This is a genomic window from Liquorilactobacillus ghanensis DSM 18630 (assembly GCF_001435235.1).
Lineage (GTDB): Bacteria > Bacillota > Bacilli > Lactobacillales > Lactobacillaceae > Liquorilactobacillus > Liquorilactobacillus ghanensis.
The window spans coordinates 23,016-48,921 of the sequence record NZ_AZGB01000009.1; the positions used below are offsets into that span (position 1 = coordinate 23,016).

The 25,906-nt window shown below is 38.0% G+C and carries 31 protein-coding genes and 2 pseudogenes; all 33 read right to left on the reverse strand.

Translation table 11 applies throughout. The features are described 5' to 3' along the window. Positions 1 to 12: 12 nt before the first annotated feature. Positions 13 to 6,219, reverse strand: coding sequence for a hypothetical protein (locus FC89_RS02985; protein ID WP_057871072.1), 6,207 nt, complete (start codon positions 6,217 to 6,219; stop codon positions 13 to 15). Position 6,220: 1 nt separating this feature from the next. Further along, a complete protein-coding gene (locus FC89_RS02990) occupies positions 6,221 to 6,499 on the reverse strand; it encodes a hypothetical protein (RefSeq protein WP_057871073.1) in 279 nt (92 codons plus the stop codon). Between the two features lie 83 nt (positions 6,500 to 6,582). Next, positions 6,583 to 6,966 (reverse strand): DUF6096 family protein, encoded by a 384-nt coding sequence (locus FC89_RS02995; RefSeq protein WP_057871074.1) that lies wholly within the window; start codon positions 6,964 to 6,966, stop codon positions 6,583 to 6,585. A 70-nt stretch (positions 6,967 to 7,036) separates the two neighbouring features. Continuing rightward, the gene (locus FC89_RS03000; RefSeq protein ID WP_057871075.1) at positions 7,037 to 7,249 is read right to left on the reverse strand and encodes a hypothetical protein; all 213 of its coding nucleotides are present in this window, start codon (positions 7,247 to 7,249) and stop codon (positions 7,037 to 7,039) included. Positions 7,250 to 7,341: 92 nt separating this feature from the next. Beyond that, positions 7,342 to 7,806: a phage tail tube protein gene (locus FC89_RS03005; RefSeq protein WP_057871076.1), complete on the reverse strand. Its 465-nt coding sequence runs from the start codon at positions 7,804 to 7,806 to the stop codon at positions 7,342 to 7,344. Positions 7,807 to 7,819: 13 nt separating this feature from the next. Further along, a complete protein-coding gene (locus FC89_RS03010; RefSeq protein ID WP_057871077.1) occupies positions 7,820 to 8,185 on the reverse strand; it encodes a hypothetical protein in 366 nt (121 codons plus the stop codon). A 3-nt stretch (positions 8,186 to 8,188) separates the two neighbouring features. Continuing rightward, complete coding sequence (locus tag FC89_RS03015; protein ID WP_057871078.1) at positions 8,189 to 8,737, reverse strand: hypothetical protein; 549 nt, start codon at positions 8,735 to 8,737, stop codon at positions 8,189 to 8,191. Next, on the reverse strand, positions 8,730 to 9,077 hold the full coding sequence (locus FC89_RS03020; RefSeq protein ID WP_057871079.1) for a hypothetical protein: 348 nt from the start codon (positions 9,075 to 9,077) through the stop codon (positions 8,730 to 8,732). Before FC89_RS03020 ends, FC89_RS03015 begins: the two co-directional genes overlap by 8 nt. Next, the gene (locus FC89_RS03025; RefSeq protein ID WP_057871080.1) at positions 9,074 to 9,412 is read right to left on the reverse strand and encodes a phage head-tail connector protein; all 339 of its coding nucleotides are present in this window, start codon (positions 9,410 to 9,412) and stop codon (positions 9,074 to 9,076) included. The genes FC89_RS03020 and FC89_RS03025 overlap by 4 nt, the downstream gene beginning before the upstream one ends. A 12-nt stretch (positions 9,413 to 9,424) precedes the next feature. After that, positions 9,425 to 9,577: a conjugal transfer protein gene (locus FC89_RS12525; RefSeq protein WP_157060642.1), complete on the reverse strand. Its 153-nt coding sequence runs from the start codon at positions 9,575 to 9,577 to the stop codon at positions 9,425 to 9,427. Between the two features lie 12 nt (positions 9,578 to 9,589). Continuing rightward, positions 9,590 to 10,600 (reverse strand): major capsid protein, encoded by a 1,011-nt coding sequence (locus FC89_RS03030; RefSeq protein ID WP_057871081.1) that lies wholly within the window; start codon positions 10,598 to 10,600, stop codon positions 9,590 to 9,592. A gap of 18 nt (positions 10,601 to 10,618) precedes the next feature. After that, positions 10,619 to 10,990 (reverse strand): hypothetical protein, encoded by a 372-nt coding sequence (locus FC89_RS03035; protein ID WP_057871082.1) that lies wholly within the window; start codon positions 10,988 to 10,990, stop codon positions 10,619 to 10,621. Between the two features lie 15 nt (positions 10,991 to 11,005). Then, positions 11,006 to 11,671 (reverse strand): capsid assembly scaffolding protein Gp46 family protein, encoded by a 666-nt coding sequence (locus FC89_RS03040; protein ID WP_057871083.1) that lies wholly within the window; start codon positions 11,669 to 11,671, stop codon positions 11,006 to 11,008. Positions 11,672 to 11,841: 170 nt separating this feature from the next. Further along, positions 11,842 to 12,363: a hypothetical protein gene (locus FC89_RS03045; RefSeq protein ID WP_057871084.1), complete on the reverse strand. Its 522-nt coding sequence runs from the start codon at positions 12,361 to 12,363 to the stop codon at positions 11,842 to 11,844. Between the two features lie 53 nt (positions 12,364 to 12,416). Further along, positions 12,417 to 12,666 (reverse strand): annotated as a pseudogene (locus FC89_RS03050) (DUF6275 family protein). Positions 12,667 to 12,790: 124 nt separating this feature from the next. Continuing rightward, positions 12,791 to 13,057, reverse strand: a pseudogene (locus tag FC89_RS03055) (hypothetical protein); the annotation flags it as partial. A 56-nt stretch (positions 13,058 to 13,113) separates the two neighbouring features. Beyond that, positions 13,114 to 13,419, reverse strand: a complete 306-nt coding sequence (locus FC89_RS03060; RefSeq protein ID WP_057871085.1) for a helix-turn-helix domain-containing protein — start codon at positions 13,417 to 13,419, stop codon at positions 13,114 to 13,116. A gap of 242 nt (positions 13,420 to 13,661) precedes the next feature. Next, positions 13,662 to 14,837, reverse strand: coding sequence for a minor capsid protein (locus tag FC89_RS03065; protein WP_057871086.1), 1,176 nt, complete (start codon positions 14,835 to 14,837; stop codon positions 13,662 to 13,664). A 108-nt stretch (positions 14,838 to 14,945) separates the two neighbouring features. Continuing rightward, positions 14,946 to 15,353: a helix-turn-helix domain-containing protein gene (locus tag FC89_RS12290; protein WP_083485388.1), complete on the reverse strand. Its 408-nt coding sequence runs from the start codon at positions 15,351 to 15,353 to the stop codon at positions 14,946 to 14,948. Further along, the gene (locus tag FC89_RS03075) at positions 15,343 to 15,639 is read right to left on the reverse strand and encodes a ribosomal-processing cysteine protease Prp (protein ID WP_057871087.1); all 297 of its coding nucleotides are present in this window, start codon (positions 15,637 to 15,639) and stop codon (positions 15,343 to 15,345) included. The genes FC89_RS12290 and FC89_RS03075 overlap by 11 nt, the downstream gene beginning before the upstream one ends. After that, positions 15,636 to 17,132: a phage portal protein gene (locus tag FC89_RS03080; RefSeq protein WP_235804370.1), complete on the reverse strand. Its 1,497-nt coding sequence runs from the start codon at positions 17,130 to 17,132 to the stop codon at positions 15,636 to 15,638. The genes FC89_RS03075 and FC89_RS03080 overlap by 4 nt, the downstream gene beginning before the upstream one ends. Beyond that, positions 17,129 to 18,370, reverse strand: coding sequence for a PBSX family phage terminase large subunit (locus tag FC89_RS03085; protein WP_057871088.1), 1,242 nt, complete (start codon positions 18,368 to 18,370; stop codon positions 17,129 to 17,131). The genes FC89_RS03080 and FC89_RS03085 overlap by 4 nt, the downstream gene beginning before the upstream one ends. Beyond that, complete coding sequence (gene terS / locus FC89_RS03090; protein ID WP_057871089.1) at positions 18,357 to 19,151, reverse strand: phage terminase small subunit; 795 nt, start codon at positions 19,149 to 19,151, stop codon at positions 18,357 to 18,359. Before terS ends, FC89_RS03085 begins: the two co-directional genes overlap by 14 nt. 70 nt (positions 19,152 to 19,221) lie before the next feature. Then, positions 19,222 to 20,046, reverse strand: a complete 825-nt coding sequence (locus FC89_RS03095; protein WP_057871090.1) for a DUF5677 domain-containing protein — start codon at positions 20,044 to 20,046, stop codon at positions 19,222 to 19,224. A 413-nt stretch (positions 20,047 to 20,459) separates the two neighbouring features. Further along, a complete protein-coding gene (locus FC89_RS03100; protein ID WP_057871091.1) occupies positions 20,460 to 20,897 on the reverse strand; it encodes a DUF722 domain-containing protein in 438 nt (145 codons plus the stop codon). A gap of 231 nt (positions 20,898 to 21,128) precedes the next feature. Further along, on the reverse strand, positions 21,129 to 21,275 hold the full coding sequence (locus FC89_RS12530) for a hypothetical protein (RefSeq protein ID WP_157060643.1): 147 nt from the start codon (positions 21,273 to 21,275) through the stop codon (positions 21,129 to 21,131). A 4-nt stretch (positions 21,276 to 21,279) separates the two neighbouring features. Beyond that, on the reverse strand, positions 21,280 to 21,570 hold the full coding sequence (locus FC89_RS03105) for a hypothetical protein (RefSeq protein WP_057871092.1): 291 nt from the start codon (positions 21,568 to 21,570) through the stop codon (positions 21,280 to 21,282). Beyond that, positions 21,560 to 22,138, reverse strand: a complete 579-nt coding sequence (locus FC89_RS12675) for a hypothetical protein (protein ID WP_057871093.1) — start codon at positions 22,136 to 22,138, stop codon at positions 21,560 to 21,562. Before FC89_RS12675 ends, FC89_RS03105 begins: the two co-directional genes overlap by 11 nt. Before the next feature lie 13 nt (positions 22,139 to 22,151). After that, complete coding sequence (locus tag FC89_RS03115) at positions 22,152 to 22,466, reverse strand: hypothetical protein (protein WP_057871094.1); 315 nt, start codon at positions 22,464 to 22,466, stop codon at positions 22,152 to 22,154. Beyond that, positions 22,463 to 22,690 (reverse strand): hypothetical protein, encoded by a 228-nt coding sequence (locus FC89_RS03120; RefSeq protein WP_057871095.1) that lies wholly within the window; start codon positions 22,688 to 22,690, stop codon positions 22,463 to 22,465. The genes FC89_RS03115 and FC89_RS03120 overlap by 4 nt, the downstream gene beginning before the upstream one ends. Continuing rightward, a complete protein-coding gene (locus FC89_RS03125) occupies positions 22,691 to 23,101 on the reverse strand; it encodes a RusA family crossover junction endodeoxyribonuclease (protein ID WP_057871096.1) in 411 nt (136 codons plus the stop codon). A gap of 235 nt (positions 23,102 to 23,336) precedes the next feature. Beyond that, positions 23,337 to 25,580: an AAA family ATPase gene (locus FC89_RS03130; RefSeq protein ID WP_057871097.1), complete on the reverse strand. Its 2,244-nt coding sequence runs from the start codon at positions 25,578 to 25,580 to the stop codon at positions 23,337 to 23,339. After that, positions 25,580 to 25,873 (reverse strand): hypothetical protein, encoded by a 294-nt coding sequence (locus tag FC89_RS03135; RefSeq protein WP_057871098.1) that lies wholly within the window; start codon positions 25,871 to 25,873, stop codon positions 25,580 to 25,582. The genes FC89_RS03130 and FC89_RS03135 overlap by 1 nt, the downstream gene beginning before the upstream one ends. Between the last annotated feature and the right edge of the window lie 33 nt (positions 25,874 to 25,906).

The following is a 25,906-nucleotide window of genomic DNA, read 5'->3' on the forward strand; positions in this document are numbered from 1 at the left end:
GTTACTCACCTCCTAAAGATTTAGCATGTTGCGGTGGTTTTTAGCATTGACTGCGTTGATACCTTTAATTGCCGCCTCACCAAATTTATCATTGCCCACATTCAACGTTAAATTAATGTTGATTGGCTGATTAGAATTTGTACCACCAAGATTATTCATTTGTAATCCTTGCATTAAAGCATTAACAATCGTGGTGCCAAGTTCACTAACACCACCACCAGACATATTAGCAGCTGTTGATTGCGTTGAAACAGAATCAACAGCTGCTAAAGAAATTGGATTAGTCAAGCTTTTAGGTATCTGAAATCCGTTACTAAAGTTGACCCCAATAAATTTCAAGGCTTGCTGAATCAAGTCGAGAGTACGTTCTTTATTGGTTAATGGTAAAACAATTTCAGGTTTATTGCCCTCAAACAATGGATATAGACCTTGTTGATCACCATAACCACCGTTTTCATAGCCATGACCATGACCGATAACGCCAAGCATACCTGTCCGTCCGTAACGATGAATTGCATAGTTAATACCGGCAAGCATATTATCGTAGCCCTTCCAAATATCGTTGAAACCAGATAGATGATAAGCTGCAAAAGTAGGCGGCTTAACTTGTAGTAGCCCTTCAGCGTGTCCATCAGATAAACCATCAGTGCCACCCATAGCTTTCTCGTTGCCACCAGATTCAGTCTGGATTTGCCGAACCCAAGCACTAACATAATTAGAAGTTGTTGGCAGTCCTAACTTAGCAAGTGCTTTTTTAACAGCATCTGTCCAACCTGATGCACCAGGACCAGTTTGTGTACCAACACCAAATTTTTTCATGATGTTTTTAGCCCAACTCATCAAGCCATTTTCTTCCGTTTTAACGGTTCCCTTAGCTAAATTGGTCTGCATAGTTGACCAACTGTAATCGTAATCCATGAACTTGTTAACCATGTAATCAAGCAATTTCTTAGGGTGCGAAACATCTGAAAGAATACTATCAAACTCGTCTGTTACGCCATCCCACATATCACCAATTCCGCTTCCGATTCCGCTAAATAGATCGGCCCAATTAATTTTAGATAAAGCATCAAGACCACTAAAATCAAAATCGAAATCACCAATTCCACCAGCATAATGTGGCATGATCTGGCTCATTGTTTTTTGAGTTTCAGAAGCAGTTTTAACTTTCGTACCTTTAGGCAATGGCAATACTAAGTTTCGAACATCTGGGAAAATTCCTTGCTTACCATTTGGTAATTCAAATGATTCACGATAGCTTGGCCCTTGCTGGTCATTGACCATAGCTAATCCACCAGGGTGGCTATTTGTACCTTTGGCCCAGTTGAATATTCCCCAACTAAGACCGCTTGCACCAACTTTTTTCAGAACCCAGTTAATACCATCCTTAACTTTGTTAACAGCTTTCTTAACAGGTGATTTAATCGCATCCGCAACATCGTTCATAGCATTTTTAATAGCACTTAGACCATTGCGAACACCTCTAGCAATATTACCGCCTAAGCTACCAGCCCAACTGAATAAGTTTTGAGCCGTACCACCACGGAATTCTGAAATCCAACTTCCTATTGCGGAACCTGCTTGTTGAGCTAAAGAACGTGCACCATTGACACCACTTCGGACTGTACTACCCAGGCCACTTGCCCAACCGCTTATAGTTCGACTTGCACCATTGCGAAAATCATTGACCCAGTTACCTAAGGTGCTTCCTGCTTGTTGTGCTAAATTTCTAGCTCCATTAATTCCACTTCTTACTGTACTACCAAGTGATGAAGCCCATTTGCTTGCAGTTTGGCTAGCTCCACTTCGAAAATTATTGACCCAGCCGCCTAATGTTGTACCAGCCTGTTGAGCTAATGATTTTGCTGTATTAACACCATTTCTTACAACTGTCCCAAGTCTTCCAGCCCAATCAGACATCAATTTATTCGCACTATCATGAAAATTGTTAATCCAAGTGCCAATTTTGCTACCAGCATCTTCAACTAATTTTTTCACGCTTGAAGCTTTATCTTTCGCTCCAGCAACCGCATCATGAACCAACTGCCCCAATCCTGCAGCCCAGCCAGACATGGTCTTGTTTGCATCTGACTGAAAGTCATTAATCCACGTACCAATATTATTGCCTGCATCGTGAATTAGTTTCTTAGCATCAGACGCTTTATCTTTAGTTCCATTAATCGCATCACTAATTAGTTGGCCTAAACCACTAGCCCAACCGGACATCTTTTTACTAGCACCAGACTGAAATTCTGAAATCCAGTTTCCAATGTTTTGACCAGCCTGTTGAATATCTTTTTTAGCATTAGTAACGTGTTTCCCGATCGTTGTACCAACAGATTTAGCCCAATCAGCAGCTTTACCAGGTAACTTTGAAGCCCACTTAGTAATACTTTGACCAACTGATGTATCTTTCAAGAACCAAGTTGCCACTCCAGCTATCGGATTGATAATGGTTACAGCAGCTTGCGCCCAGTTCTTTTTGAGCCAAGTTATGGCATCACCCAGCCATTGTGTTATTGATTTATAAATGTCATTACAGAAATCTCTGAATTTCTTATCATGCTTATATAATTCAACTAAAGCAGCAACAACAGCGGCTACTGCGAGAGCCAACAATACATAAGGATTAAGATCCATAACAGCATCTAAAGCATCTTGCGCAACTGCAGCGGCTTTGCCCCAAATGCTCCAGTTTTTAAACGCTGTCCAAATATCCTTTAAAGAACTAGCGAAACTTACCCATTTTAGTTTAGCAAATCCCCATAATTCCTTAGTAGCCGCAACCGCCTCTTTTAAATCATCCAGGCCTGTTATTTTGCTAAACCAACTAGAAACTATTGATTTTAGACCACCACTTTTTTCAATGTTTTTAACGATATTAGTTAAATCAGTTCCTAAGCTAGCATATGCTTTAGTAGTATATTTAACAGCCATCAATGCAATAATTGTTGACAGAATCCACTCAACAATAGTTTTGTGTTTGGTTGCCCAATCAGACAGTCCACTTAAAGCGCTTGTTAAAGTTTTAAGTGCATCAACAATTACCCCACCAGTCCATTTAGCAAGTGGCTGTAAAAAGTTATTCCATAACCAACTAAACACAGGCTTAGCTGCACTAATAATGCTTCCAAGCAATTTCAATGCTGCAGCTACTAAATTTAAAAAGTTAGGAATTAGCTGTGTAATCGTAAACTTAGCTAGTGGCAATAATACATTCTTATAACCCCAATCTAAACCATCCCACACATCTTTAGCAATTGGTCTAATAGCTTGTAATAAGTTATCAATGGACTTTAAAAGTGGAGCAAAATTAAGCTTAGATGACCATTGGACAGTGTAATCAGCCATATCTTTTAAAGCACCTGTTATATCACTAACCATACCAAGTAATGTTTTAAAAATTGATGTGCCTGTATTACCATGTTGCCAAGCTTTATCAAATTGACCTGCAAAATTACCAATTGTTTGAACTACATCTTTGGCAATGCCTAAGATGTCAGATAAAATCTTTTGGCCAGTGCTATCGTTAAATGCATTCTTGAATGATGTAGCAATATCATTCAGCAGATCAATAACCTTTGTAGCTGATGTAATCAAAGCAGAAAATACTTTCTGACCAGCATTCCCTTTGTTCCAAGCCTCATCAAACACCTTAGCAATTCCATCAAGTGTCTTAATAAAGGTATTAACAAGCGTCAACATTGCTTGAAATAGCTTAGTGCCAGCATCTCCATGTGTCCATGCATTATCAAAGGCTTTTGCTATATCACCAATTATCTTAAATATGTCAGTTGCTAGTTGAATTAAGTTAGCAAATATTTTTTCGCCTAACCCATTATCATTGAAAGCCTGTCTAAACGATGTGGCTATATCATGCAACAACCTCAACACATCATTTAAAGAATTGAACATCGTTTGGATTAAATCGGTACCAGCATCGCCATGACGCCATGCCTCATCAAAGGCCTTACCAATATCTCCAATGATATTCAGTAAATCAGCCACCAATTGCAGCAGATTTTCCATGGTTTCTTTGCCAGTGCCATTAGTCCAGACATTCATAAACGATTTGCCAACATCTTTGAAATCTTTTCCTAATTCGTCAGCTGCGTATTTAGCAGCATCCATTACATCTTTGCCCTTAGCATCCCAGGCTTCTTTCATTGGATCGAACAATTCGCCTAATATCTTTTTAAGTTTCTTGGCTGAGTCCGCTGCTGAATCAAAAATAGTGTTAGGCGTGTTATCAAAGTTAATGCCGCTATCATCACCCGCATCTCCTGCATCATCAGCACTTTCAAGTGGCGTTGATTCTGGTGCCGGTTGAGTCGGTGTTGAATCAGGTGCAGACTGTGTTGGAGTTAAATCCGGTGAAGAAACAGTCGGTTGTGCTTGATAGGACTCAAGAGCTTGTTTTTCAGGTGCTTCAAGATCATTAGCCTGATTTTTATCAAGAACATTTAATTCATCAAATCCCATTAAAGTGTTTGATAAATCTTCAGCGGCTTTCTTTTGCTGTTCATATGATTCTGCCGCTGCTTTATTTGAAGCTGTAATTTGAGCGTTATCAGCTTTAACCTGAGCAGACGCTTGTCTGTTTTGTTCTCTGATTTGCTCATTTTCATGCTTAGCGGACAATTCTTGTGCACGGTTTTGTGCTTGAATTTGTTCATTTGCCTGTTTAACAGCTGCTGCTTGTTGCCTATTCTGAGCTTGGATTTGCTCGTTAGCTTGCTTAACAGCTTCGGCCTGCTGTCTGTTTTGCTCTTTAATCTGTTTGTTGGCTTCTTTGATTTGATCAGCTGCTGCTTTTGATGCTTTAGAGGTGTCATTCATTGCTTGAATTTGTGAATACAAACCAGAAGCACCTTTTTTAGCAGTAGAATAACTCATTCCAAACAAAGCAGATGTAAATTGAGCTATCCAGGATGTTGCTTTTGAAATTGCTGACATCATAGCATTGATAGCAGGTAAAGCAGCACTATAAATTGGATAAAATGCAATCATCAAATTAGCTTTGATCTGATTTAAACTGCTAGCAAATTGCTGATTGGTTTTAAGCGCTGCTGCCATTCCACCAGTCAATTTAATAATTCCGTTATATAGCAAGCCATACACCAGGAGCATGGATGGCAAAAACATTAGCTGCGATTTAATGCTACCTAAAACACTGTAGTAATCACGACCAGATCTAGTTGCCCGATTCATCGATGATTCACTACTGTTCCCAAACATATTCATTCCACTCGTTGCTTCACGAATAGAACTGCCAATGTTTCGCATTCGATTGCCAAAGTTACCCATCGAACTACCTAAACGGCTAAAAATGTTTGATGATTTGCTTGCAGTAGCTTCAGTTGAATTTAATTCAGTACTAATTTGAGCAAGTGCTGATTTCAGTGGCTTAGCACGATCTTCGACATAGGCATACGACTGTGCTAATTCATCGTTCGCATTAATGAGCTTACTCATTTTGTCTCGTGTAGACATCATCGAGTTTTCAAGTGAAGTTAAATTGCTTTGAGTACGTTTATTACCTGGTGCAATTTCAGCAGCACCCTGTGTATCTTGATATGATTGCTGCAATCTTTTTAGTTGATTACGCAAGGTATTGATTTTTACTTCATTTTCGTCCATTGCTGAAGCAATTCTTTTAAGCGAATCGGGAATCGCATTGAATTCACGCTGCATTGCCTGAGCTAATGCTTTAGCTTGGTTTTGATACCTGGTCATTTGAGCTTGTGCTGAAGCTACTTGGTTATCAATCTGAATACCTTGCTTGCCTTTTTGTTGATCATTGCTTAATGAATTTTTTTGGCTAAGCAATTCATTGACTTTAGACTGTGCAGCACGTGCTTGATCCATTTTGCTATTAATTGTTGAAATTACTGAATCAAGGTCTTTCTTAACTTTCTGTTGGGTCCCGCTAAACATCTTCCCAGCATTTTGAGAAACTTTGCCAGCACCTTGATTTGCACTTTCAGCCGCCCGATTAAAATAACTACTAACAGTTTCATTCATCTTAGCTAACTGTTGTTGTACTTTGGCTAAACCTTTTGACAAGTCTAGGTTACTTTCTGTTTTTTCCATACTGGACTTAGTTGTACCAGATACTTTCATACCAAAATTACTAAAAGCTGACTGAATCTTATCAAGAGTTGGCTGCAGCGCTTCAGTATTAACTTTAAATAACACTTCAAGTTCTTCTAATTCCAAGTTATTTTCCCCCTTTCATTAACTTTCTAGCATTTTTAATTTGAGTTGCTCTAGCCATTAGAGCCATTTGTGTTTTCTTCCACTCAGGCACCTGTTCAGTCTGTTTTGATTCATTCAAAAATGGATAAGCTTCTTCCAATTTAGGCATTTTAGCTGGATCATTAAATGCATATGCAATTAGATTAGCTTGCTGGTGATCCATCATCGCTTTAAACTTCATCTCATCTACTCGGTTTTTACGATTAGCAAGTGTTTGAACCATGATTTCTTCAAAGCTCATCTCCCAAAATTGCTCAGCATCTACACCATATTGAACAGCTAACGGATAAATAGCTCTTAGTAGTTCACTAACTGTCTGGTATTTTACTGATTGTTGTCCAGTAGACTCAGTTGAGATTCCGAAATTGTCTTCGAAGCCGAAGCCTTTTTGCCGAAAAAACCTGATTCCTGGAATAAATCAGTCAATACCTGAAAAAGTTCCATCGGTGAATGCCCCTCATCAAGATATTTCTCAAATGCTTTAAAAATATCATTATCGGTAACTCCGTGAGTTTGATTTGCACCTTGCAATACAATCAAAATTTCATTGATTGGTGGTAATTTCATCTCACCATCTCCAGACATAAACAGTGACATCATTGACTTGCCTAAACGTTTTTCAATTTCCAAAATGTCACGTGCTGCAAGCTTTAACTCAAGGTTTAAACCGCCAAAATTAAATTCTTTAGTTGCTTTTTTTACTGTCATTAAATATTCCTCCTAAATCCGTTTCATCTTTCTCGTCTCTGTTTGCGTTGTTGAATCGATTAATTAAGTTCTAACTTCCAGCCGGCGAAGTTGGTACTGTGAATGCTGGTACTGGAACGTGGTCACTAGCATCCTCACCAATATCAGTTCCTGCAACAGAATCATAAAATGCTTCATATGTCCCGGCTGCGTAATCCCCTGCGGTCAAGGTCGTTAATGTTACAGATTTAGCACCCTTAGCTCCTGCAAATAACGCATGGGTTGTAGGATTGCTAATCTTCAAGTACTGATTACTTCTATCAACTGAATTATCAGCATCAGAACTAATTACAGTAGATGTAGCTGTTGGCGCTACCGTGACCTCAGCAGGGGCTATTATTTTGACGGTGCTGGTGCTGAAGGTGTACCGAAATCAGGCCCATCAGAAACTACTACCGTGATTGTGAAACCCATTGCCCCATTAACAGCCACATTCTCAATTTTCAAGGTGAATGACCCTTGGAATGTTGCTGTCAGCCCATCTGGAAATGTTACTTTCCAATAGTACTGCGTTTGGCCATCACCCTGAGAAACAAGGCTAGAAAAGTTGCTTCCCTTATAAACACAAGAAAATGCTAAGTTCTGTGTGTTTTGAATACCGGCTACACTCTTTTTCTTTGTATCAGACAAGTCGGTGACATCAATAGTTTCAGGATCCGCACCAATGTCAGGCGTAGTTTTGATACCTGCAATTGGAGTGAAAGCTTTATTATCTGTAGAAATTGCTAGCGTTGTTCCTGTTGCAGCTAAGCCTTCACTTGCATCAACTGCAAATTTTTGTAAATCAATCATTTTAAGCATTAATTGTTCCCCCTTATTTTTCGTAAACTCTGTTCATCGCGTTATCCACGATTCCTGTAAATTTGATAAACACACGTGATATACCACTCAAATTTTCATCGCCCACATCATTAGAAAAGCCCATAGCAGAAAATTTCGCTATGAGCTGATTGGTAATACCTGTTAAACTTCCTTGATCTAAAAATAAATCAATTGTGATTGTCCATTTTGTTAGCAGTTCGTTCATATCTGAATCTCTAAAATGAGATTTATGTTGAGTTGAATAAATGGCAACCGGATAAACAGTAAACGTATCAGGATAACTGGTAGTAACTAACTTAATATCTGCAATCGACTTAATAGTCTGATAAGCTATCGTCTTCATATTAATTATTTCCATTAGTTATCCTCCCAACTTATCGTGTAAGGCTCTGTTTATTCGATTAGCAACTATTTTGTCAGCTTCAGAAGACGTTTGATCAATAGCTGGCGTTAAAAATTGTCTTGCTGGTTGACCTTTAGTCCGATAAAACTTCTTTCCTTTAATCGTGATTACTGGCATCCCATAAACTTCATTTAAATCAACGTCTACCTTATCAGCCGGAATGAACCAAGGCGTTTGCCGATATGATGGTTCAAAACCATCTGGCAGTTTTTTCGGTGACATTTGGCCAACAAGCCCAGTTCCTAGCTCTCTATACCATGCAACTGCATTATCGGACCAAACACGACCAACAATCTTTCCGTCTTTTTCAACTACTTCATACTTCAAACTTCGAGCTAATTCACCATTGCCATGCTTTATAGATGATTGAAGCTCTTTAATTGCATAGCCTTCAGCCTTTTCAGCTACATCAAAAGCGCCATCCCAAATTGCATCGTGAAAAATGCCAGGTAATTTCTGTAGCTTTGCTTTTAAGCTATCCATTCCTTTGATTTCAAATTCAGCCATCTTGATCACGCTTTTCGAGAGTTATATTTTTGTGCGTAGCAAATGTTTGTACCTGATTAATCAAATAGTCTGGATCATCATCCTTGCTAACATTCAAACAGATGCCCCAATTTTCACTCTGATTTTCATTAAGCACATTGCCTTGATACTTGCATGACTTAATATACTTAAGCTGCTTTCCCCATACTTGTGCATTAACTTGACCACCAGCACTTTGAACGTTCATCTTGATTTCAATCGGATCTGACCAACCGCCTGTGATAACATTGCCCTCATCGTCGGTTGTCTGTTGTGGCTTTCTCACATAAGCAGTAGTCAAATCGGTAGGCCTTAATCTCATGAAAATCCCCTCACTTTACCAACTCGGTATGGTGCAAGTGACGATCGAATACTAGCAGGAATGCCAGTTTCAAAGGTTCGAGTTACGCTACCTTCAATTCTTTCAATTTCGCCTTCATCGGCTTGCTGGTTATACATGACAATTGCTAGCCGCTTGGCTTGAATCAAGATTGGTGCAGTTAAATTAGCTCGTCCTGTGTAATCAAGGCACATCTGAATTGCATCATCGAACATATCTGAAACAACTGCTGCATCATTTGAATCGGCAGCCACTCCTAAGCGTGCATACAACTTTGTAAGTTGACCCGCCTTATCTGGCGGACTTGGTGTTGGCATATACAATCACCTCTATTTTTTAATTGACTGTTTGTCTTTTTTGGCTGAATCAAGGCAAACAAAAAGCTTATCATTGAAATGTTTCTGATCAATGACAAGCTCTTCATTCTTTTTATAACGTTTACCATTATGCCGCACTGGCATATCTTTGACTCTAACTTTCATTTAAAGCACCTCTTAGGCTAAAACTTGTGCCTGGAATACTTCGTCAGCTGCTGCGAATGCAGGTAATGCTACAGCCGAAGCCTTTTCCCATGTACCGATTGGGTCATGTGATTCGGTATAAATCATGTCATAAACATTGCCCACAGCATTTACTTGTGCCGAGCCATTAAACTGCGCCAGTTCTTCCGGTGTTGGTCCGAACACTTTATTGCCTAATGGATCATCATTCATTAAAACAATCCGATTTTCTGGGAAGTAACGGTTTGAAACGCCCTTGCCATCTTTGTATTTCTGATCATAAGTCCGAATGATTGGCAAACCTTGCAATTGCATGAATGCATCGAATTCAGCTTGTCCAAGAGCGCGTGTTGAAGTACCAAACACTGCCTGTAACACTTTAGCGTTAGTGGTAATCAAGCGGTATACCTTGCGAGATGTTAAAGCACGTGTTGGTGCAATATCAAGTGAATCACACCAGCGAACGATATCTCCTAAGATATCAGCATCGGCATTATCCCATGTAGCTGTGCCAGACAATGCTTCTTGATGAGCTGATGGCACACTATAATCAAGTGAGATACTCAAATTACCATTTTCATCTGCTAAGAGTGTTTTACCAGTTGCTAAAACGTCCATTGACATCTTTTCAACGCGAGCTAAAACGCCTTGATTAAGTACATCAAAGTCATTAAATACGTGTTGTTTAAGGTATGCACCTTCGGCTGGTGTCCGTGGGTTAAGCAATGCATATAAATTTTGTTCTTTAATCTGCATTTTGCGTTTGATCAAAGCTAATTCAATAGCCTTTTCTGATGCTGTACGGCTACCAATCTCAGCTTCTGCATCAAAAGCTGCTACTGAAGCAATGATTGGTACACGTGTCTGACGGTTCAATACATCAACAGTTAGTGAGTTGACTTTAGTTGCTGGAAACAGTGAATCGCCTAGAAATGGTGCATACTGACGATTTAACGAAAAGTCAATTAAATCGTGTTGTGAAAATAAATCTCCGATTGTTGTCATTACTAAATTCCCCCTTTATTATTTTCCAGTTGTAGTTCCATTTGCTGGCGCAGCCGGTGTAGCAGCCTCATCAACAAAACTGATTCGTTTTAATGCAGTAATAGCCGCTGCAGCTGGTTCAACTGGTAACTTCTTGCCATAGATGAAGCCATCAACAATAACTCCAACTGGTTGAGCACCGTTTGTTACATCGACCTCATCAATTGTTACCCCTTCAGCAGATGCATCATTGGTTGGATAAACGGTACCTGCTGGAATCACCTTGTGACCACGTCCATCAGTTGTTACAGCGTAACTTGTTGAATCAACCTGGCGTGGAAAAGATACAAACTTTTCTGAAGCTAAGAAATTAGTTTCGTTGACTGTTTCTGTTGCTTTAACATAAGCCATTTATATTTCCTCCCTTTATTTAGTAGCCCAAAAATTCGTTTTGATAGGCTGCTGTTGCTTATTAAATTGTTCTGCGACTGTCGCTCCTTCAGATTTCTTTGCAGCATTCGTTGAGCCTGGAACAGATGTACTTGAAGCAGCAATACGTTTATCAATTGCTTTTTGTAAGCTATCAGCAAACACTTTTGACACATTCTTGTATGCTTCTTCAAGCGCATCATCATCAGACAAAACACCTTCACCAAATACACTGATCAGCCCAGTTGGTAAATCATCATTGCCAAGTCGTTCAGTAATCTTTGCACGATTCTCAACAACCTTAGCATGAGTTTGTGACTCAGCTAACTGTTTTTGAAGCTGTTCTTTATCGTATTGAGCTTTCTCCAAGTCAGTCATTTTGTCATAATTTTTTTGCTGTTTTGCTTCACTGGCTTTCTTTTCATCATGTGTCTTAATTGCACTCTGAATTAATTTGTCAGTGTATGCTTGCAGTTCTTTCTCATCAGCAAATGACTTAAATGGTTTTGATGCTGGATCATTTGGCTTAGGGTCATTAGGCTTTGGATCACTAGCATTCGGATCTACTGATTTTGGGTCAGTAGGTGCTGGATCTCCACCACTTTGACCGCCTTCTCCACCTTCAGCAAACATCTGTAAATTCATCTTTAGTAGCTTTTTCATTGTTAAAACTCCTTTCGCCCACGCATTTCTGTTAATTCAGTCCACAAAAAAAGCACCCCATGCATTGCTTACGCCCCACACATTGTGCTGATTTAATCATGATGTCTTCAACAGACCCACGCATGCTATTTAATTGTTACCCAGTTTAGTGACATTTGGCAGGTCAAAAACTAAGCATATCCAATTTTCTTCTTTATGCTTTTTTCCAATAACTTTCTTTTTTTTATTAATTTTTCTATATCTTTTCCTACATCCAAATCACGATACTCTATTTCGCCTTTTTTTCCTTTCAAATACTGACTATATTTATCGGAAATATGCCCCCATCCATTTAACAGATTTAGGCTCTTTTTATATATATGATTTGGAATATAAAATTCTTTTTCATACAAAAAGCTTACAGTTTCATCTAATATGTCTTCAAGTTCTTGAAGCCCATATTCCGATGGTGCCCTGTTGCCCCAAGATTCAACGGTCTTTATTTTTTTATATGCTTTTAATATGAGAGCGGATTGTTTCTCTATTTGTTTTAATTTAAATTCTAACTTTTTTACTCTTATTGCACTTCCAATATAAGCTACCGCTATTGGTATCGCTATATACAACAATAACCATTTTAATGCTTGCCATAAGTTTGGATTATCATACCAAGGAGAACTAGCTTTCACAGCCCCTAGCAAAAATATTTCCATTTCCATCACCTCACTAATAATATAGCAAAGTGAGAATCTTATGTTAACTAATTTCAAAAATAATATTTCTTATTTTCAAACTTCTTATAAGCGTCAAGATACAATTCATTCTTATCGCCGTTAAAAGTTGCTTCATAGTACATTCCATCGTTCAACGCGGTACTTAGTAGTGCCTTGTTGTTTTGAAGTGTTTTAGATAGCCACACAACATTCAACTGAAACATTATCTGTTTTATCTAAGTGTTCATTAGCATAATTTACAACCAATTCCTTACACTTATCGATAAATTTTTGATTATCCATTTTTATTTTTCTCCTTATTTAATTATAAATTTTTAAAAACTAGTTTATCAGCTTTTATAGTTCCGCTTGTTATTTTCTGACTTTCTAAGGACGATGAACCAATTACCTTTTCTGCAAAGCTCACCTGTACTGGCTCGTAAGTTTCTTCAAAAATATCTGGCTTGCATGGATAAAACTCCCCATGAACCCCTTTGATAATATAGTCATTCTCGCTAGCAGTCATTATGCCTTCAAGTGTTGAAATCAAAATTCTTTCAACTTTTCCAGATTTGAGTCCAATTGAATATTTAGCATGAGTATCTTTCAAAAAATTCTGAACTTCTGTTAAATTCCGCTCATTTGGTAAAAATTGAACTGCTTCAATAACTACTGGCTTCTTTTGATATTTCATTTTTGACAACCTCCTTGGTGATTTTATTTTATGTGCATTCACATTTAGAGTGAAAACTAATTAAGTGTGTCGATAATTGACCTGACTTGTTTTTCTAAAATGTTTAACTGTTTTAAAACGCTAGTTAATTCTTGTTTGGCTTTTTTATTATTTCTTCGATATTGGCTTCCTAATATATCTCGTTCATCAACCTCCAAGATTCTTGAAATTGGAATAATTAAACTAGATGGCAACCTTCTTTCTCCACGTTCGTAATTTCCGAGTGCAGTAGAAGTAATTCCTATTTTTAAAGCTAGCTCATCTTGAGTCATGCCGATTGCTTTTCTTATCTTTTTAACATTAGTTCCAATTCCATTTTCCATTCCTTGCAACCTCCTAAAATATTGCCATTAACACGCACAACCAAAATAAAACGACAAAAAATGCCATGCACCCACAGCCGCTACAACAACGCATAATTATCAACCTACCTTCACACAAAAGTTAAATAACCATTTAATATCGAATCTGAAGATTTTAGCTACAAGTGCCCATAAAACTAGCAGTTTATGGTGTTTTACATTGATTTTAATTTTTAAATCACTTGGTTTGAATGTTTTCATGACTATTTCTTCCTTTCACTGTTAATTATCTGCTCCCAATCACGATAGGTTTTGTCCTGGTCAATCTTAAACTGCTTGCCAGTATTCGGATTGTTTGCTGTTCGTGTGTCTGCATACTCACTACTTGCAAAATGTACAACTGGTGTGGTCCGACAATGTGGATGAAATGGATCCAGAGTTATGCCAACTTTGGCTTCACTAACTTTGAACACCTTACCATCCATATGCCTACAAATAGCCGACGTACGTTTATCCAAGACTGCTACTAACTCGTATTCTTCAATACCTCGCTGTTTCCAACCAGCTACTTTAGTTGTGCTGTGAAAGAAATTAGCTTCTGTTCTAATCAATCGCTTGGCATTAGCCATGCCACTGCCGAACTCCTCAGATATAGCCTTGGCCATATCTCGTTCACTCATCCAACTCATTTGTTGAGCAGTAAACAGCTCACTCAGTCGTTCAGCCAGTTTGTCAGTATTATGCCAAATACGTTGCGAATAGTTCCTGCCGTAAAAAGGTGTATTGAGTGCTGCTTTAACATACTTGCCTGATAGTTCTTTAAAGCTCGTTATCGCCTTTTCTGGTACTGCTTTAACCTTAGTAACCTCTTTACCTGTTTCAGGATTTAATATGCTAATTTGCTTGGTTTCTTTGTCAATCTGGGGCACATAACCTTTTTCAAATAGCTTCACATCTTTGCCAACAGCACCAATCACACCTTCAGCAGTCGCTTCATTCCAGGCTTGCTGAATAACTTTTGTGTATAGATCAGTTGACTCCTGCACTTCCACGCTTGAAACCTGTTTGACAGCAATGTATGACTTAGCTTTCAACTCTTCCAAGCGAGTTATCCGTTCTTTAGCAGCTAGTGCTGACAGATAATCAGTAACTTGTTTCTTTGACTCGCTATCAGTAATATTCTTGGCTAATGCTCGCAGAGTTACTAACTCAGTGGGACTGACATGAGTATTCAGAATTTCTTCCACTTGAGCTTCAGTGTATGGACCATTCGTGAAATATCGGCGGTAAATCTGTTGTACTTCACCAGTTAAATAGTTTTGCGCACGAATATAAGCATTAGTGATTATCGGTATTTTGTTATTAGCAGCTTCATGTGACTTTTCTTCATTGCGGATTGCACGCAACTGCCAGTAAGTTAACTTTTTCTTGTCTGCCAATAATCACACCTCCTCGTCAAAACAAAAGCATCAGCAAGTAAATTAACCAAACTATGTTTATTATTCCCAAAACAACTAGAATGCCAATCAATATATTGATAATCTTAATTAAGTCCATGGCGAGTCCTCATATCCGAACGAGTAACCAGCAATATAATCAAAGCTAAAAGCTGCATCACGTTTAACCAAATCCGATTGAGAAAAGTAGGTGAAAGTTAAAAGTGAACCGCGTCCAGTGATTTTAACATCTTTAAATTTCGCAGTCTGACCATTCTTGAACCAGATTATTAAGGAGCCTTTCTTAGAGTTGCCATGAAGCAGATTTTCAATAGTAGTATTACCTAATTCAACTATTTTTCTAAGCCTTTTAGGACTTGGCAAGCTCTCATCTTTTTCCCACCTTGATACAATACTTTTCGCAGCAGGGGGCGTAAACATTTTTCCGAAATCTTCCATAGTCATTCCAAGCGACAATCTGATTCTTTTAATGTTTTCACCAATTAAATCATTTGCCATATACTGTCACCTCCAAGTTTTTGGGATACTCCTTACTAATTTCTTTTAAGCTATCAAGCAGCAACTTACATAACACTTTGTTACCTAACGTTGGTGGTATCAAGCTAACTTTTAAACCACTTTCTTGATATACAACTGTATTGGATAATTCATTAGCAACAGACTCACTTAAAACTGAAACAGCTGCACACACAATGTCTGAACCTTTAGCAGCATAATTAGCATGTCCGCTTATTTCAAATCCGATGATTTCTTTTTTACGTACAAAAAAAACAGCCTTAATCATGATTGATCATCTGATTTCTGCTGTTTGTCTACCACGTTGCCATTATCATCAACTGTTTTACCCTCAGTCGGTGCATCACCGTCAAGCGCTTGTTGTTGCTGCTGAATATTCTCTTGCTTTTCTTGATTTAACTCTTTAATCATTTCGTCTGGGTCATTTTGACCAGGCAACCAACTCAATGCAACCTTTTGAGGAATTACTCCATCAGCATTCTTAATGTCGCCAATAATCGATGACATATCAACCGGAATATTGGGATTAATATGAATGATTGCACCATTGGCATCGCATTGCTGTCCTTTGAGAGTTAAAACATTTTGCATTAGTTGCATGCGCCTGCGTATTCCTTTTGCGAGATAGCGTTCTTTAGTAGCCAACAGCTGATACAACCCAAACAACTTGTACTTAATTGCCACACCACTGGCATTACTTGAAAAGTTTTGATCCAACAAGTTAGGCACATATGTCATTTGTAGAATATCATTTTTGATTGAGTCAGCTAGCGTTTGCATTTGTGACTCATCGAAAGACTTAGTCAGCCACTCGACGTCTGCCGCATTATCGCCTGTCTTAGGCGGTGCTTGAATAACTGAGTGTGCTTTGTCAATACTATTTTCATCATCTAATGTGAATCCAAATAGGACTAGAATAGCATCAACAAAGTTTCGCTTATCGGTTATTCGATCAGATTGCAATTCATTGTACGCATCAATTAAACTAATTGCTTGTTCAAAATCACCTTGTTTTTCTTCGTTATTTTGATAGCTTACGACTGGCACATCACCAAAAAAATGCGGCGTAGTTTGCGGATATCCATCAACGATATTGGTATCAGACAGTCCATATCCTATTTTTGTACGATAAGCAATAATACTTTTCTGTGTGTAAACAGTAATCAAATATCCGTTCGGGTTTCCTAACAAATCCAATTTAGGAAAATAGTAAATCCCAAATAGTGGATTATGATCAACTGTGTCGTCAGTTACTAAAACAGTTCTTCGCGGATCTAGTTTTTGAATAGCCATCTCGGTATTCTCTGCATCAGTCTTTTTAATGTATAGCAGTTCATATGCTGAACCTAATACACTTAAGTCTTTTTCTAGTTCTGTGTTGTGTGAATCAACATCCATCTCATCAAACGATTCCTGAATAGGCTTAATGTTTTTACCCTCCGCTGCAGCAATTGAGAGAGGGTTACCAGTTGTGAATCCTACATTCATATCAGTAATATACTTTGCATGATTAGCTAAAACTTTCTGATTGGCTTTTCCTAGCGTATTGCTTAGTTGCCGCTGAACAATTGTTTGATTTCCTTGATAGTAATCTTCTAGCAAGTCGAAGCGCTCAATTCTTTGCTGCTGTGCATTGATAGCGTAGTTAATAGCATCGAAGTTTGGATTATTTATATCACCAAGCAGTTCTGGATCAACTGCAACATCTGAACTTCTATCTTTTCCCCAGTTTAACAAACTAATCGAATCTATTTTAATCACCCTCTTAACCACATCGGCTTTACTGCCACCGTTGCTTTATTTAATTCGTTATGCTGACTGTAAATTGCATAACGCACAGCATCTTGCACATCATCATTAGCTTTTACTGGCATACCTGTTTTCTCGTCCCAGATGTATTGATATATCTCATCTAAGAACTTATCTATTGCTTCTTTTACAACAAAAAAGTGGCTATCTTTCATCAGCTTTGCAACTGATTCAATACCACTCAGCACACTTTTATTTGCGTTATAACAATTCAGATGTTCGCGTCTGAAACGTGCCACATGTTCTGGCCTTGCTGAATCAGCCCAGAAACGAATACGGCTACCGTATCGGCCCTGGATTTCCTTAGCAACTCTAACCCAATAATCAATCTCTTTGTACTGCTTCGTGTGTTCTTCGACTAAATAGGTGTTGCCCTGATCATCATCAGCCATAACTACGATCGTTCCTTTATGCTCGTAGCCCCAGTCGACCCCAGCATAGTAAGTCAAGTTACCTGGTAATTTTGATTTAGGAATAACCATCACATCTTTGTTAAAGTCACGATACACCATGCCCTCGCCAGATACCCACAATCCTAAAATCGAACGGTCATAGAACATTCCGCTAGGCGTTCCGGCTTTCATATGTTGAATGTAATCGTGTGGTAAAAACGTATTATCATCAAGTACAAAATGATAGCTGACTACACCGGCCTTTGGATCATCATTGTCGATATAATCAGCTTTAAGATAGTGCGTTGGTACGTCAGGGTTAGTATCACAGATAATGCGTGCATGTGGTGCTGAACAACGATTAAGAATTTCGTTGAATACTTCTTCGTTGGCTAAGCTGGCTTCATTAATGTATGCACCAAAGCTTGTCATCCCACGTATAGCACCAAGTCCAGCAATACTTCCGGTGAATGTTTGAACGACCTTAACGCCGAATAGTTTAAACGAATTGTGCTTATCAAACTTAAAATCAATACCATACTTGTTTGATAATTCCTGCAGCACGTTATTTTGGAGTGACTTACTCGAATAACCAGCCAGAATGTACATTGGCTCGTCCACGCCTAACTTGTCAGCTAGCTTTCTAACTCGCCTTAGTTCAAATAAGAACACATCGTTATCCACAACAGTTTTGCCTGAACGAACTGCGCCGTAGTTGATCAGCAAACGCCAATCTGTACGCTTTAAAGTCTGCAATACTTGAATCTGCTTAGGTGTGTATAGCTTACTTAGCGCCATCTGCGTCACCGCCTAACGCTTCATCAAGTTTATCCAGATACTTAGATACTTTTGTTTCTGTATCGTTTCCATTGTCGTTTAAGATTTTCGCTTTGGCTTCAAGTATGTTAAGCTGCTGGTCCATTAACGCAAGCTTCTTTCTCCGCTCGTCAGTTTCATCAGCAATCTTAACAAACTGTTTAATCAAGTTTCCTAACGTTGATTGGGCACGTGACAAAGCTTGCAAGTAGTTAGCTTGCTTATCCCAGGCATATTGATACTGTCTAACCTCTTTAGTTTGAGCAGGCTTGCCAGTTTTTTTATTTACAATCATTGGATTTAAATCTACTTCAGTAACATCGCTAGTAGTATCAAACTCACTAGCCACATTCATTATTTTCACTGAACGAATGATTGCAGCATATTGAATCATAATATTATTCCAAATAATATCTTCCGGCTTAGACGTGTAAATTTCTTGGACCAGTTCACGAGTATCCTCCGGAAGCCACTTGGCAAATAATCCATGACTAACCGCATTCTTATTCCCTTTCGGTGGTGAAGCATGTGGATTACCTGGATTGCCTTTGGCGTATTGATTGCCCTTCATAGAGGAACGTTCCTTTTTATTAGTAACGTTACCCTTTAAATCATCGTTCCATTTATCTTGTGACTTCCACTTGCGAATCTGTGATGGACTAATACCGAGTTCATCAGCAATATCTACTAATTTCTTTTTGCCACCTGAATCAAGCCAAATCTGTCGTGCTTGTTCTCGTTTTGGATTTCTTTTTCTAGGCATTCATGTCCACCACCTCCTGAAAGTGTTTTGTTTTGCGCATAAAAAAAGCAGCTCAATAGCTGCAAAAGTGCTAATGTTGTAATAAAGTATTTATTTCTATTTTCGCTTTCAATGAACGCATATCTTTATCTTTATCTATCTTATAAAATTTAATAAATTCAATTAGTTCTAAATATAGTGCAGATCTGATATTTTCTAATACCCATTCAGGTATTGGAACCGATTCCGTTAAATTTCCAATTGATTTTTCTTTGTCAATATCTACTAGTTTTAATATACCCGGTGCATTTGAACCATGAACCGCATCAGATGATAGCCCATATGTTCCATCATAAAACTCCCCACTTCCTAAACTCTTCATTAAATTTTTCATATTAGAGATACTCTTGTTTTCAAATGAATACCAAGATTTTTTTCTAATCTTTTTCTTTTCTATACCTTTAAAATACTTTTCATATCTTTCACAACGATCTTTATATAATTCTTCAAAATTATTAAAATTCGAATTATCTTCTTTGATTTTTTGGTCCACTATTGCCTTTAAGTGCAAAGCTTTTTTACTATCTTTTCCTAAAGATTTTATTATATTATCTGTTTTCGTTACATTTAAATATTTTTCGTGAAGGTAAAACACTTTTGCTCTTTCTATAGTGTTTTTTTGAAATATAAATTTCAAATACATTTCCTGCTCAAAGAAAGTTCGATAAAGTATAGGTATCTCTGAATATTTAGAATTTTCAAAAAGAATATTAATAGAATCAGCTTTGTTTCTTTGAGAAATTAATAGTCCTAAAATAGCAATATCAAACGTTTCAATCTTTCTTTTACTTCTGATCTTTTCAAGGACATGTTCAATAACAGATTGACAATCTTTTACAACAGAATTCAAATCCATAACATCTTCCCCTATCATAATTATTTTATCTCATAAATTATACAACAAAAATAGCAACCATCGCTGATTGCTACTGATAAAATAATTGTGGAGGTTTGATAGTTTAGCGTCATTCAGGACAAATATGTATTGCCGGATTCACACCGGCTTACAATTCAAACACCTCAATCTTATTAAACATAATAAAATTAAAATGCTTTACATCTTCTTAGCTGGTATCAGAATAAATGGATTTTTTGCGGGTTCATACCAGCTATGTGCTTTAGTCCTCCAGCTTCAGACGGGATATGCACTAACCCGCTAGTCTTTCCTAGCTGCCATTAGAATGTGAAAGGATGAAAAGTGTAAGATTACTTACAAATCCCACACTATCATTTTATGCTTTTTTCGATGAGAAAAAACAATATATAGTCTCATTTCGGCAATATTCCTTCTTCTTTCGCTAAAAGCTCCAATAACTTTTCCCGTTTCCGATAGATCTGCGCACGGCTAAGTTGAGGTTTCAATACCTTGCCGACCATGAGCCAATCGTAATAATCATTCGTACAGAATCTCAGCTTATAAATTTCTTTCTGCTGTTCAGTCATAACATCTAAAACAGTATCTCTCACGCTTCGTAAATAATATAAACGTTGCAAGTAATTGTCTTTTTCTTTAGCTTCAAGAATTTTTTCTGCTTTGTTCACAGTTACGGAGCTTCGGCCACCACCCACATTTTCATCTTCAAATTCACGAAAAGGCCATTCAATTTCAAATTCTCGTCGTTTGATTAATTTATCCACCTTTGCGATCTTCATAAAATCTGCTTCAAGCCCTGCCATTTCCTTACTTGATAATCTTTCTTCAATCACTCACTAACTCACCTCTTATCTAAATAAACAATCCAACCGCATAAAATCATAAAAGCAATTAAACATATCGACACCCACATGTTACTCATCTCCAAACTTTCCTATATGGCTTCCACAATGAGGACAAAACTTAAATCCTTGATACTCCATAGTCGGGTATTCATCCTTACAGAAATCACAATATCCATACTGTTTTTTATAATCTAAGTTCATAGACAATCCAAGCAATACTTATTCAACTGTAAATTTAGAATCAGAATCTTCAAGAATTAATTTAGCGGCAAGTCTAATTAAGGCCGATAAATCCCTATTAGATAGCCTGCTTTTTAAGATCATTTCACCCTTACTGTTAAAAACAACCTTTGCTCCATGCTTCATTCAATCACTCTCCTAGCTTGCGTCCACACACATCACAATATTTAATATCATTTAAATAGCTTTCTTTATATACATCCTTACCAATAGCCTTTACATCATGAACACATTCCTTTCTACTTTTTGGTACCCCAAGTTCATCATGGCAATACCCACATATTGTCTGCGCCTTGGTTGGAGCATCTAAAATCTGCTTAAGCTCTGCCGGTGTAAAATGAATTACTTTATCGGACTTACTGAACTTTTTAGCAGTTGGTTCTTCTTCAAACTCTTTTAGTAATGCTTCTCTAGTTTTCATTTTCGATAACCTCCTTGCACTTGGTTAAATCAACTTCTGCAAATTTTGGCCATGAGTTCATTTCTAAAATTTCATTTATAGTAAATTTATCGGCAGCCTTTTTATTAACTAACTCAATACTGGAGCTTCGCACTAAATAGTTTCCTAAAATCTTAATATAATATTCCTTCTCTTTTTCTACTTGGATCCATTCGGGGCAGTACCACGCTTTTGCGAATAAAATCTCACGGTCATTGCGATAAAGTGGATAGTCATCTTTTTTTATCCAATGTTTCAAGTGTGGATAGTAAGTGTCAGGGCTTCCGATAGCCTCAAATGCCCTAAAGAGTTCTCTTGTTCTCGTACGAATATCATCAAATTCCGCTTTCTCAGCTTTGGTAAATCTGATTTTCTGCTGCCAGAAATCAGACACCTTACCTAAAATCTGTGTTTTATAAAGCTGGAGAGAGAACCATTCTTTTTCATCTGTATTAGGTAAAATTTCATTTAATCTATCAACATCATCAATGGCTAGTCTGATAACTATTTTGTCGCCAGCTTCTAACTTTTTAACATCCTCGTATTTCATTTTTCTTCTCTCCCTACTTCAATTCATTAACGATAACCGTTGTGTTATCACCAAAATAAATGTTGTGTTTACGATTGTGCTGATCTACATATTGAAGCGATCTGTTTTGATGTGAAACATCAAATTTGCCTTTGAAGTGCATAATCGCTTTGCCGTCAGCGTTATAAACTGTTATGTCACGTTCAATTCCGTTATTTGTTTCAGATTGAAAATTTTTAACTGTTCTAATACCAGTTGCTGTATGGCTTAAAAACCAATAAGAACACCACCCCAAACTCATCAAACCAACAACCACAATAACTCCAATTGTAATAACCGTTTTTTTCATTTTTCCTCACCTTTCAGCTTTTTCCAGTTGTATTCCTGATAATTCATCAACGCCACGCAAAATTCAATCACTAGCGGATGACTGTCATACTTTTGTTCTAAATGTGCAAGTGAGCCAACTAACCAGTGCCAGTATTCCTGGCTATCCAGCGGGTGCTGCTGCATAAATACATTTGAAGCCTGCATCCACTTTTGAACGTCTGCAAATACCAAACTCCAATTCATTCATCCCACATCCTCAATTCTGATAAATATTCCTGGCATCTGTGCCCAAAATTTTTCAGCAATCAAACTGACTACGTATCTGTCGTCTTTCCAAAATCCTAATTTAGTCAAGCAATCCTGAACTAGTTTGGTCATGTTGTCTAAATCAGGCTTGGTGTCTTTGTATTCCCCATCACCATGTTTACCCTTTAACGGAAAACAATACTTAATTGTCATCCGAACTTTACCAGGCATTTTTTGTTCGGGTGTGTATTGTCCAAACATATCCATGTATAACTGCCGTGCATTTCTTAATTCCGCTGGTTCATAAAATACTGGCTTGCCCTTTACGACTGACACCTGTTTTTCCTGATGTGTGACTGTCGGTATTTTCTTCATTGGTACAAAAAACTGAATTACTTTTTCTGTCATTTTCATCACTCTTTATTTTATTAATTTTATCTATTACGTTTTAATTTTTCATTTTATTTCATTGTCCGTTCCTGTCTGTTGTCGTAGCTACTCTCCCAAGGAGAGCTACGACAAGACAGACGGACAGCGGTGTGACAGGGCTTTTGAGAGTTGTCGGAGCTGTCGGAGCTATTTAGCTATCAACGAACAATCATGATTTGTCGGAGCTGTCGGAGCTAATAGTGCCGACACATTTTTAATTATCATTACTATTAGTTTTTCTTATCATTCCATCTTCAATAATAAATTTTTTGTTCTTTTTAACTCGTGTATAAACTGTATTTCTTTTTACTTCCAAGTAATCAGCAATTTGATTAACCTCAATTGGTCCACCGTCAACACTCAAAACGTTGAATGCTTCTTCAAGTTCTTGTTGTGCTTTTTCGCTTTTTGACTGATTAGCTTTCTGCGTCCCTTTTTTCCACTTTGTTTTTTGATCATCATCAATTTTGATGTCCTGCAAACTATCATCCAAAACGTGAATAGGATATTGGAACCAGGCATTGACTGGCGCAAATTTAGGAAACTCGCGCAGTGTTCCGGATAATCTCCATGCTGTTGCTTGACGAATCGCTGTCACTGCAGCATTTTTACGTTCGTTTATTTGTTTTAAAATCTGCTTTGAATTCGGTAATCCGGATAGTGCAGCTAATAAGTGATGCGACATTTGTTTCAAACTAAACGTGTCATCAAGCGGTATTTCATAAGTTGAATTGAAGTGTTTGATAGCTGACTGATACACACTACAAATTGCTTCATTTTCGCGTTGATCATATCGTGGTTCCTCAACTGGCAATTCGATTAAATCTAATATTGCGTCTGGGTCACGGGCAAATACTCCGGATCCGGATGAGCGGTCCATCGAAGCTTTTCCACCTTGTGCCCCTTTTGAATGGTGATGCGCATAAATGACTGAACACTTTAATTCCGTAGCGATTAAATCAAATTGATTAACAAACAATGACATATCATGAGCGTTGTTTTCATCGCCAGTTAACACCTTATAAATCGGGTCAATGATGACTGCTTTGTATTCGGCTTTTTCTGCTCTACGAATTAGCTTGGGTGCTAGCTTATCCATTGGACTGGTTTTCCCACGCAAATTCCATACATCAATATTAGAAACATGTTCATGGCCGCGACCTAATGTATTGTAAATTTCAACAAAACGTTTTTTAGCTGATCGCTCGTCTAACTCTAAATTTACGTATAGAACTCGCCCACGTTGACACTGGAAGTTGAACCACTTCCAGCCCTCCGCTATGGCAATTGCTAACTGAATTAACGCGAATGACTTACCAGCTTTTGACGGACCAGCAATTAGCATCTTGTGTCCTTGTCGCAAAACTCCACTGATCAATTCCGGTGCTAAGATGATCGGCTTATCGAATAAATCAGACATATTTTCCATTTCTGGCAAATTGTCGTTCATATCTTCAATGTAATCTTTCCAATCGTCCCAGGAATCTTGACCAAGATTTGTTGCAATTAAGAACTGTTTCTTTTCCCCGCGTTGAAAGCCTGGAAGTCTGGTAAGTCTTGCTGGGTTCTTGTTTTGCTTATCAACTCGTAAGCCATTCTTTTCAAGAATCTTGTACAAATGGTCCACGCGTTCCTGGTATTGCGGAAGATTAGCTGCATCAACTTTAACTACTGCGTGCAAGCTGCGACTGCCTGAATAAGATAGTGTTGCTATTGGCAATTCCAATTTTCGCAATAATTCGTTCTGCTTTTCCAATTCCATCGTGTCGCTTTCAACTAAAACGTATCTGTAGTCAGTAACGTTATTGTTTTTCGTACCTTTACCATCCAGAGGATTCACACAAATCCACGCTCCAGCGTTAGGCTCTGGATCACCCATTACCGCACCAATGTCTCCGTTGGACTTCTGCAATTTTTCGATAATAGTCCCAGCTGTTTGTGTGTAAACTCCGTTGCCTGGTTTCCACTTATCGTTGTTATCGTCGTACCAAGCATCGTTAACGAATCTGATTACTTCGCCCATGTCGAACAATGATTTTAAGTAATCAATAATTTGTTGTGCTGGGTTCCAAGCGGTCGGTTCTTTAATGGCTTGCCCACCAATATAATCCGGATTAATAATCTTATAATCTTTATCAATCGAAGTTACAAAACTGTCATTCCAGCCAATAAATTCATTGCCATCCGGATTACTTCCATGTGGCTGCCAACCGTTATTTTTTGCCATCTGGGTGATTGTCGCACCCGTAACAGGCGTATTAGTACCCTTGAAAGTATTCCATTTCCGCTCGCATTCGCCTTCGTGATATCGACCTGCATCGCTTCGGCTCCAGCTGTCCCAGTCGTTAACTGAATAGCCCTCATGCTTTAAAGCCATGCCTACATCGCACCACTCCTGATAACTAAGCATTGTTGGGTCAATTGCAGCTAACGGGTCCAATAAGTTGAATTTTTCCATTAGTAATACACCTTTTTCTTAAACACTGACTGATTCATTTCATCGAAATGCGGCATACTACCTCGTTTCTGACTAGCTTCTAAATCAAAGTGGTTTTTAGATTTTAGCCAATTAGGTTGTTTATCTGGCTTAACCCCGATTGTTTTTTTATGAACAATCCATTTTGTTTTCGTATCACAGTCTAAAATTACTACTGTACTTTTATAAATTTCTGTAATTACTGCCTTTTCATGAAGTATTCCATGAACATCTTTAACGTTAACTAAATGATTTCCTTTCTTGATCCGTTTCATTTCGGTCACTCTTTCAAAAAAATATTTAGTTTG

Bases quoted from the DNA above. Each gene is read 5' to 3' on its own strand.
- FC89_RS03120 (WP_057871095.1), bottom strand. From the start codon at position 22,690: ATGAATTGGAGTTTGGTATTTGCAGACGTTCAAAAGTGGATGCAGGCT.
- FC89_RS03045 (WP_057871084.1), bottom strand. From the start codon at position 12,363: ATGGAAATATTTTTGCTAGGGGCTGTGAAAGCTAGTTCTCCTTGGTAT.
- FC89_RS03085 (WP_057871088.1), bottom strand. From the start codon at position 18,370: ATGGCGCTAAGTAAGCTATACACACCTAAGCAGATTCAAGTATTGCAG.
- FC89_RS03035 (WP_057871082.1), bottom strand. From the start codon at position 10,990: ATGGCTTATGTTAAAGCAACAGAAACAGTCAACGAAACTAATTTCTTA.
- FC89_RS03115 (WP_057871094.1), bottom strand. From the start codon at position 22,466: ATGAAAAAAACGGTTATTACAATTGGAGTTATTGTGGTTGTTGGTTTG.
- FC89_RS03095 (WP_057871090.1), bottom strand. From the start codon at position 20,046: ATGGATTTGAATTCTGTTGTAAAAGATTGTCAATCTGTTATTGAACAT.
- FC89_RS03135 (WP_057871098.1), bottom strand. From the start codon at position 25,873: ATGAAACGGATCAAGAAAGGAAATCATTTAGTTAACGTTAAAGATGTT.
- terS (WP_057871089.1), bottom strand. From the start codon at position 19,151: ATGCCTAGAAAAAGAAATCCAAAACGAGAACAAGCACGACAGATTTGG.
- FC89_RS03030 (WP_057871081.1), bottom strand. From the start codon at position 10,600: ATGACAACAATCGGAGATTTATTTTCACAACACGATTTAATTGACTTT.
- FC89_RS03105 (WP_057871092.1), bottom strand. From the start codon at position 21,570: ATGAAAACTAGAGAAGCATTACTAAAAGAGTTTGAAGAAGAACCAACT.
- FC89_RS03130 (WP_057871097.1), bottom strand. From the start codon at position 25,580: ATGGAAAAATTCAACTTATTGGACCCGTTAGCTGCAATTGACCCAACA.
- FC89_RS02990 (WP_057871073.1), bottom strand. From the start codon at position 6,499: ATGAGCTTTGAAGAAATCATGGTTCAAACACTTGCTAATCGTAAAAAC.
- FC89_RS03025 (WP_057871080.1), bottom strand. From the start codon at position 9,412: ATGCCAACACCAAGTCCGCCAGATAAGGCGGGTCAACTTACAAAGTTG.
- FC89_RS12290 (WP_083485388.1), bottom strand. From the start codon at position 15,353: ATGGCAAATGATTTAATTGGTGAAAACATTAAAAGAATCAGATTGTCG.
- FC89_RS03015 (WP_057871078.1), bottom strand. From the start codon at position 8,737: ATGGCTGAATTTGAAATCAAAGGAATGGATAGCTTAAAAGCAAAGCTA.
- FC89_RS02995 (WP_057871074.1), bottom strand. From the start codon at position 6,966: ATGACAGTAAAAAAAGCAACTAAAGAATTTAATTTTGGCGGTTTAAAC.
- FC89_RS03010 (WP_057871077.1), bottom strand. From the start codon at position 8,185: ATGGAAATAATTAATATGAAGACGATAGCTTATCAGACTATTAAGTCG.
- FC89_RS03060 (WP_057871085.1), bottom strand. From the start codon at position 13,419: ATGGAAAATGGAATTGGAACTAATGTTAAAAAGATAAGAAAAGCAATC.
- FC89_RS03005 (WP_057871076.1), bottom strand. From the start codon at position 7,806: ATGCTTAAAATGATTGATTTACAAAAATTTGCAGTTGATGCAAGTGAA.
- FC89_RS03020 (WP_057871079.1), bottom strand. From the start codon at position 9,077: ATGAGATTAAGGCCTACCGATTTGACTACTGCTTATGTGAGAAAGCCA.
- FC89_RS03075 (WP_057871087.1), bottom strand. From the start codon at position 15,639: ATGATTAAGGCTGTTTTTTTTGTACGTAAAAAAGAAATCATCGGATTT.
- FC89_RS12525 (WP_157060642.1), bottom strand. From the start codon at position 9,577: ATGAAAGTTAGAGTCAAAGATATGCCAGTGCGGCATAATGGTAAACGT.
- FC89_RS03040 (WP_057871083.1), bottom strand. From the start codon at position 11,671: ATGAAAAAGCTACTAAAGATGAATTTACAGATGTTTGCTGAAGGTGGA.
- FC89_RS03125 (WP_057871096.1), bottom strand. From the start codon at position 23,101: ATGACAGAAAAAGTAATTCAGTTTTTTGTACCAATGAAGAAAATACCG.
- FC89_RS12530 (WP_157060643.1), bottom strand. From the start codon at position 21,275: ATGAAGCATGGAGCAAAGGTTGTTTTTAACAGTAAGGGTGAAATGATC.
- FC89_RS12675 (WP_057871093.1), bottom strand. From the start codon at position 22,138: ATGAAATACGAGGATGTTAAAAAGTTAGAAGCTGGCGACAAAATAGTT.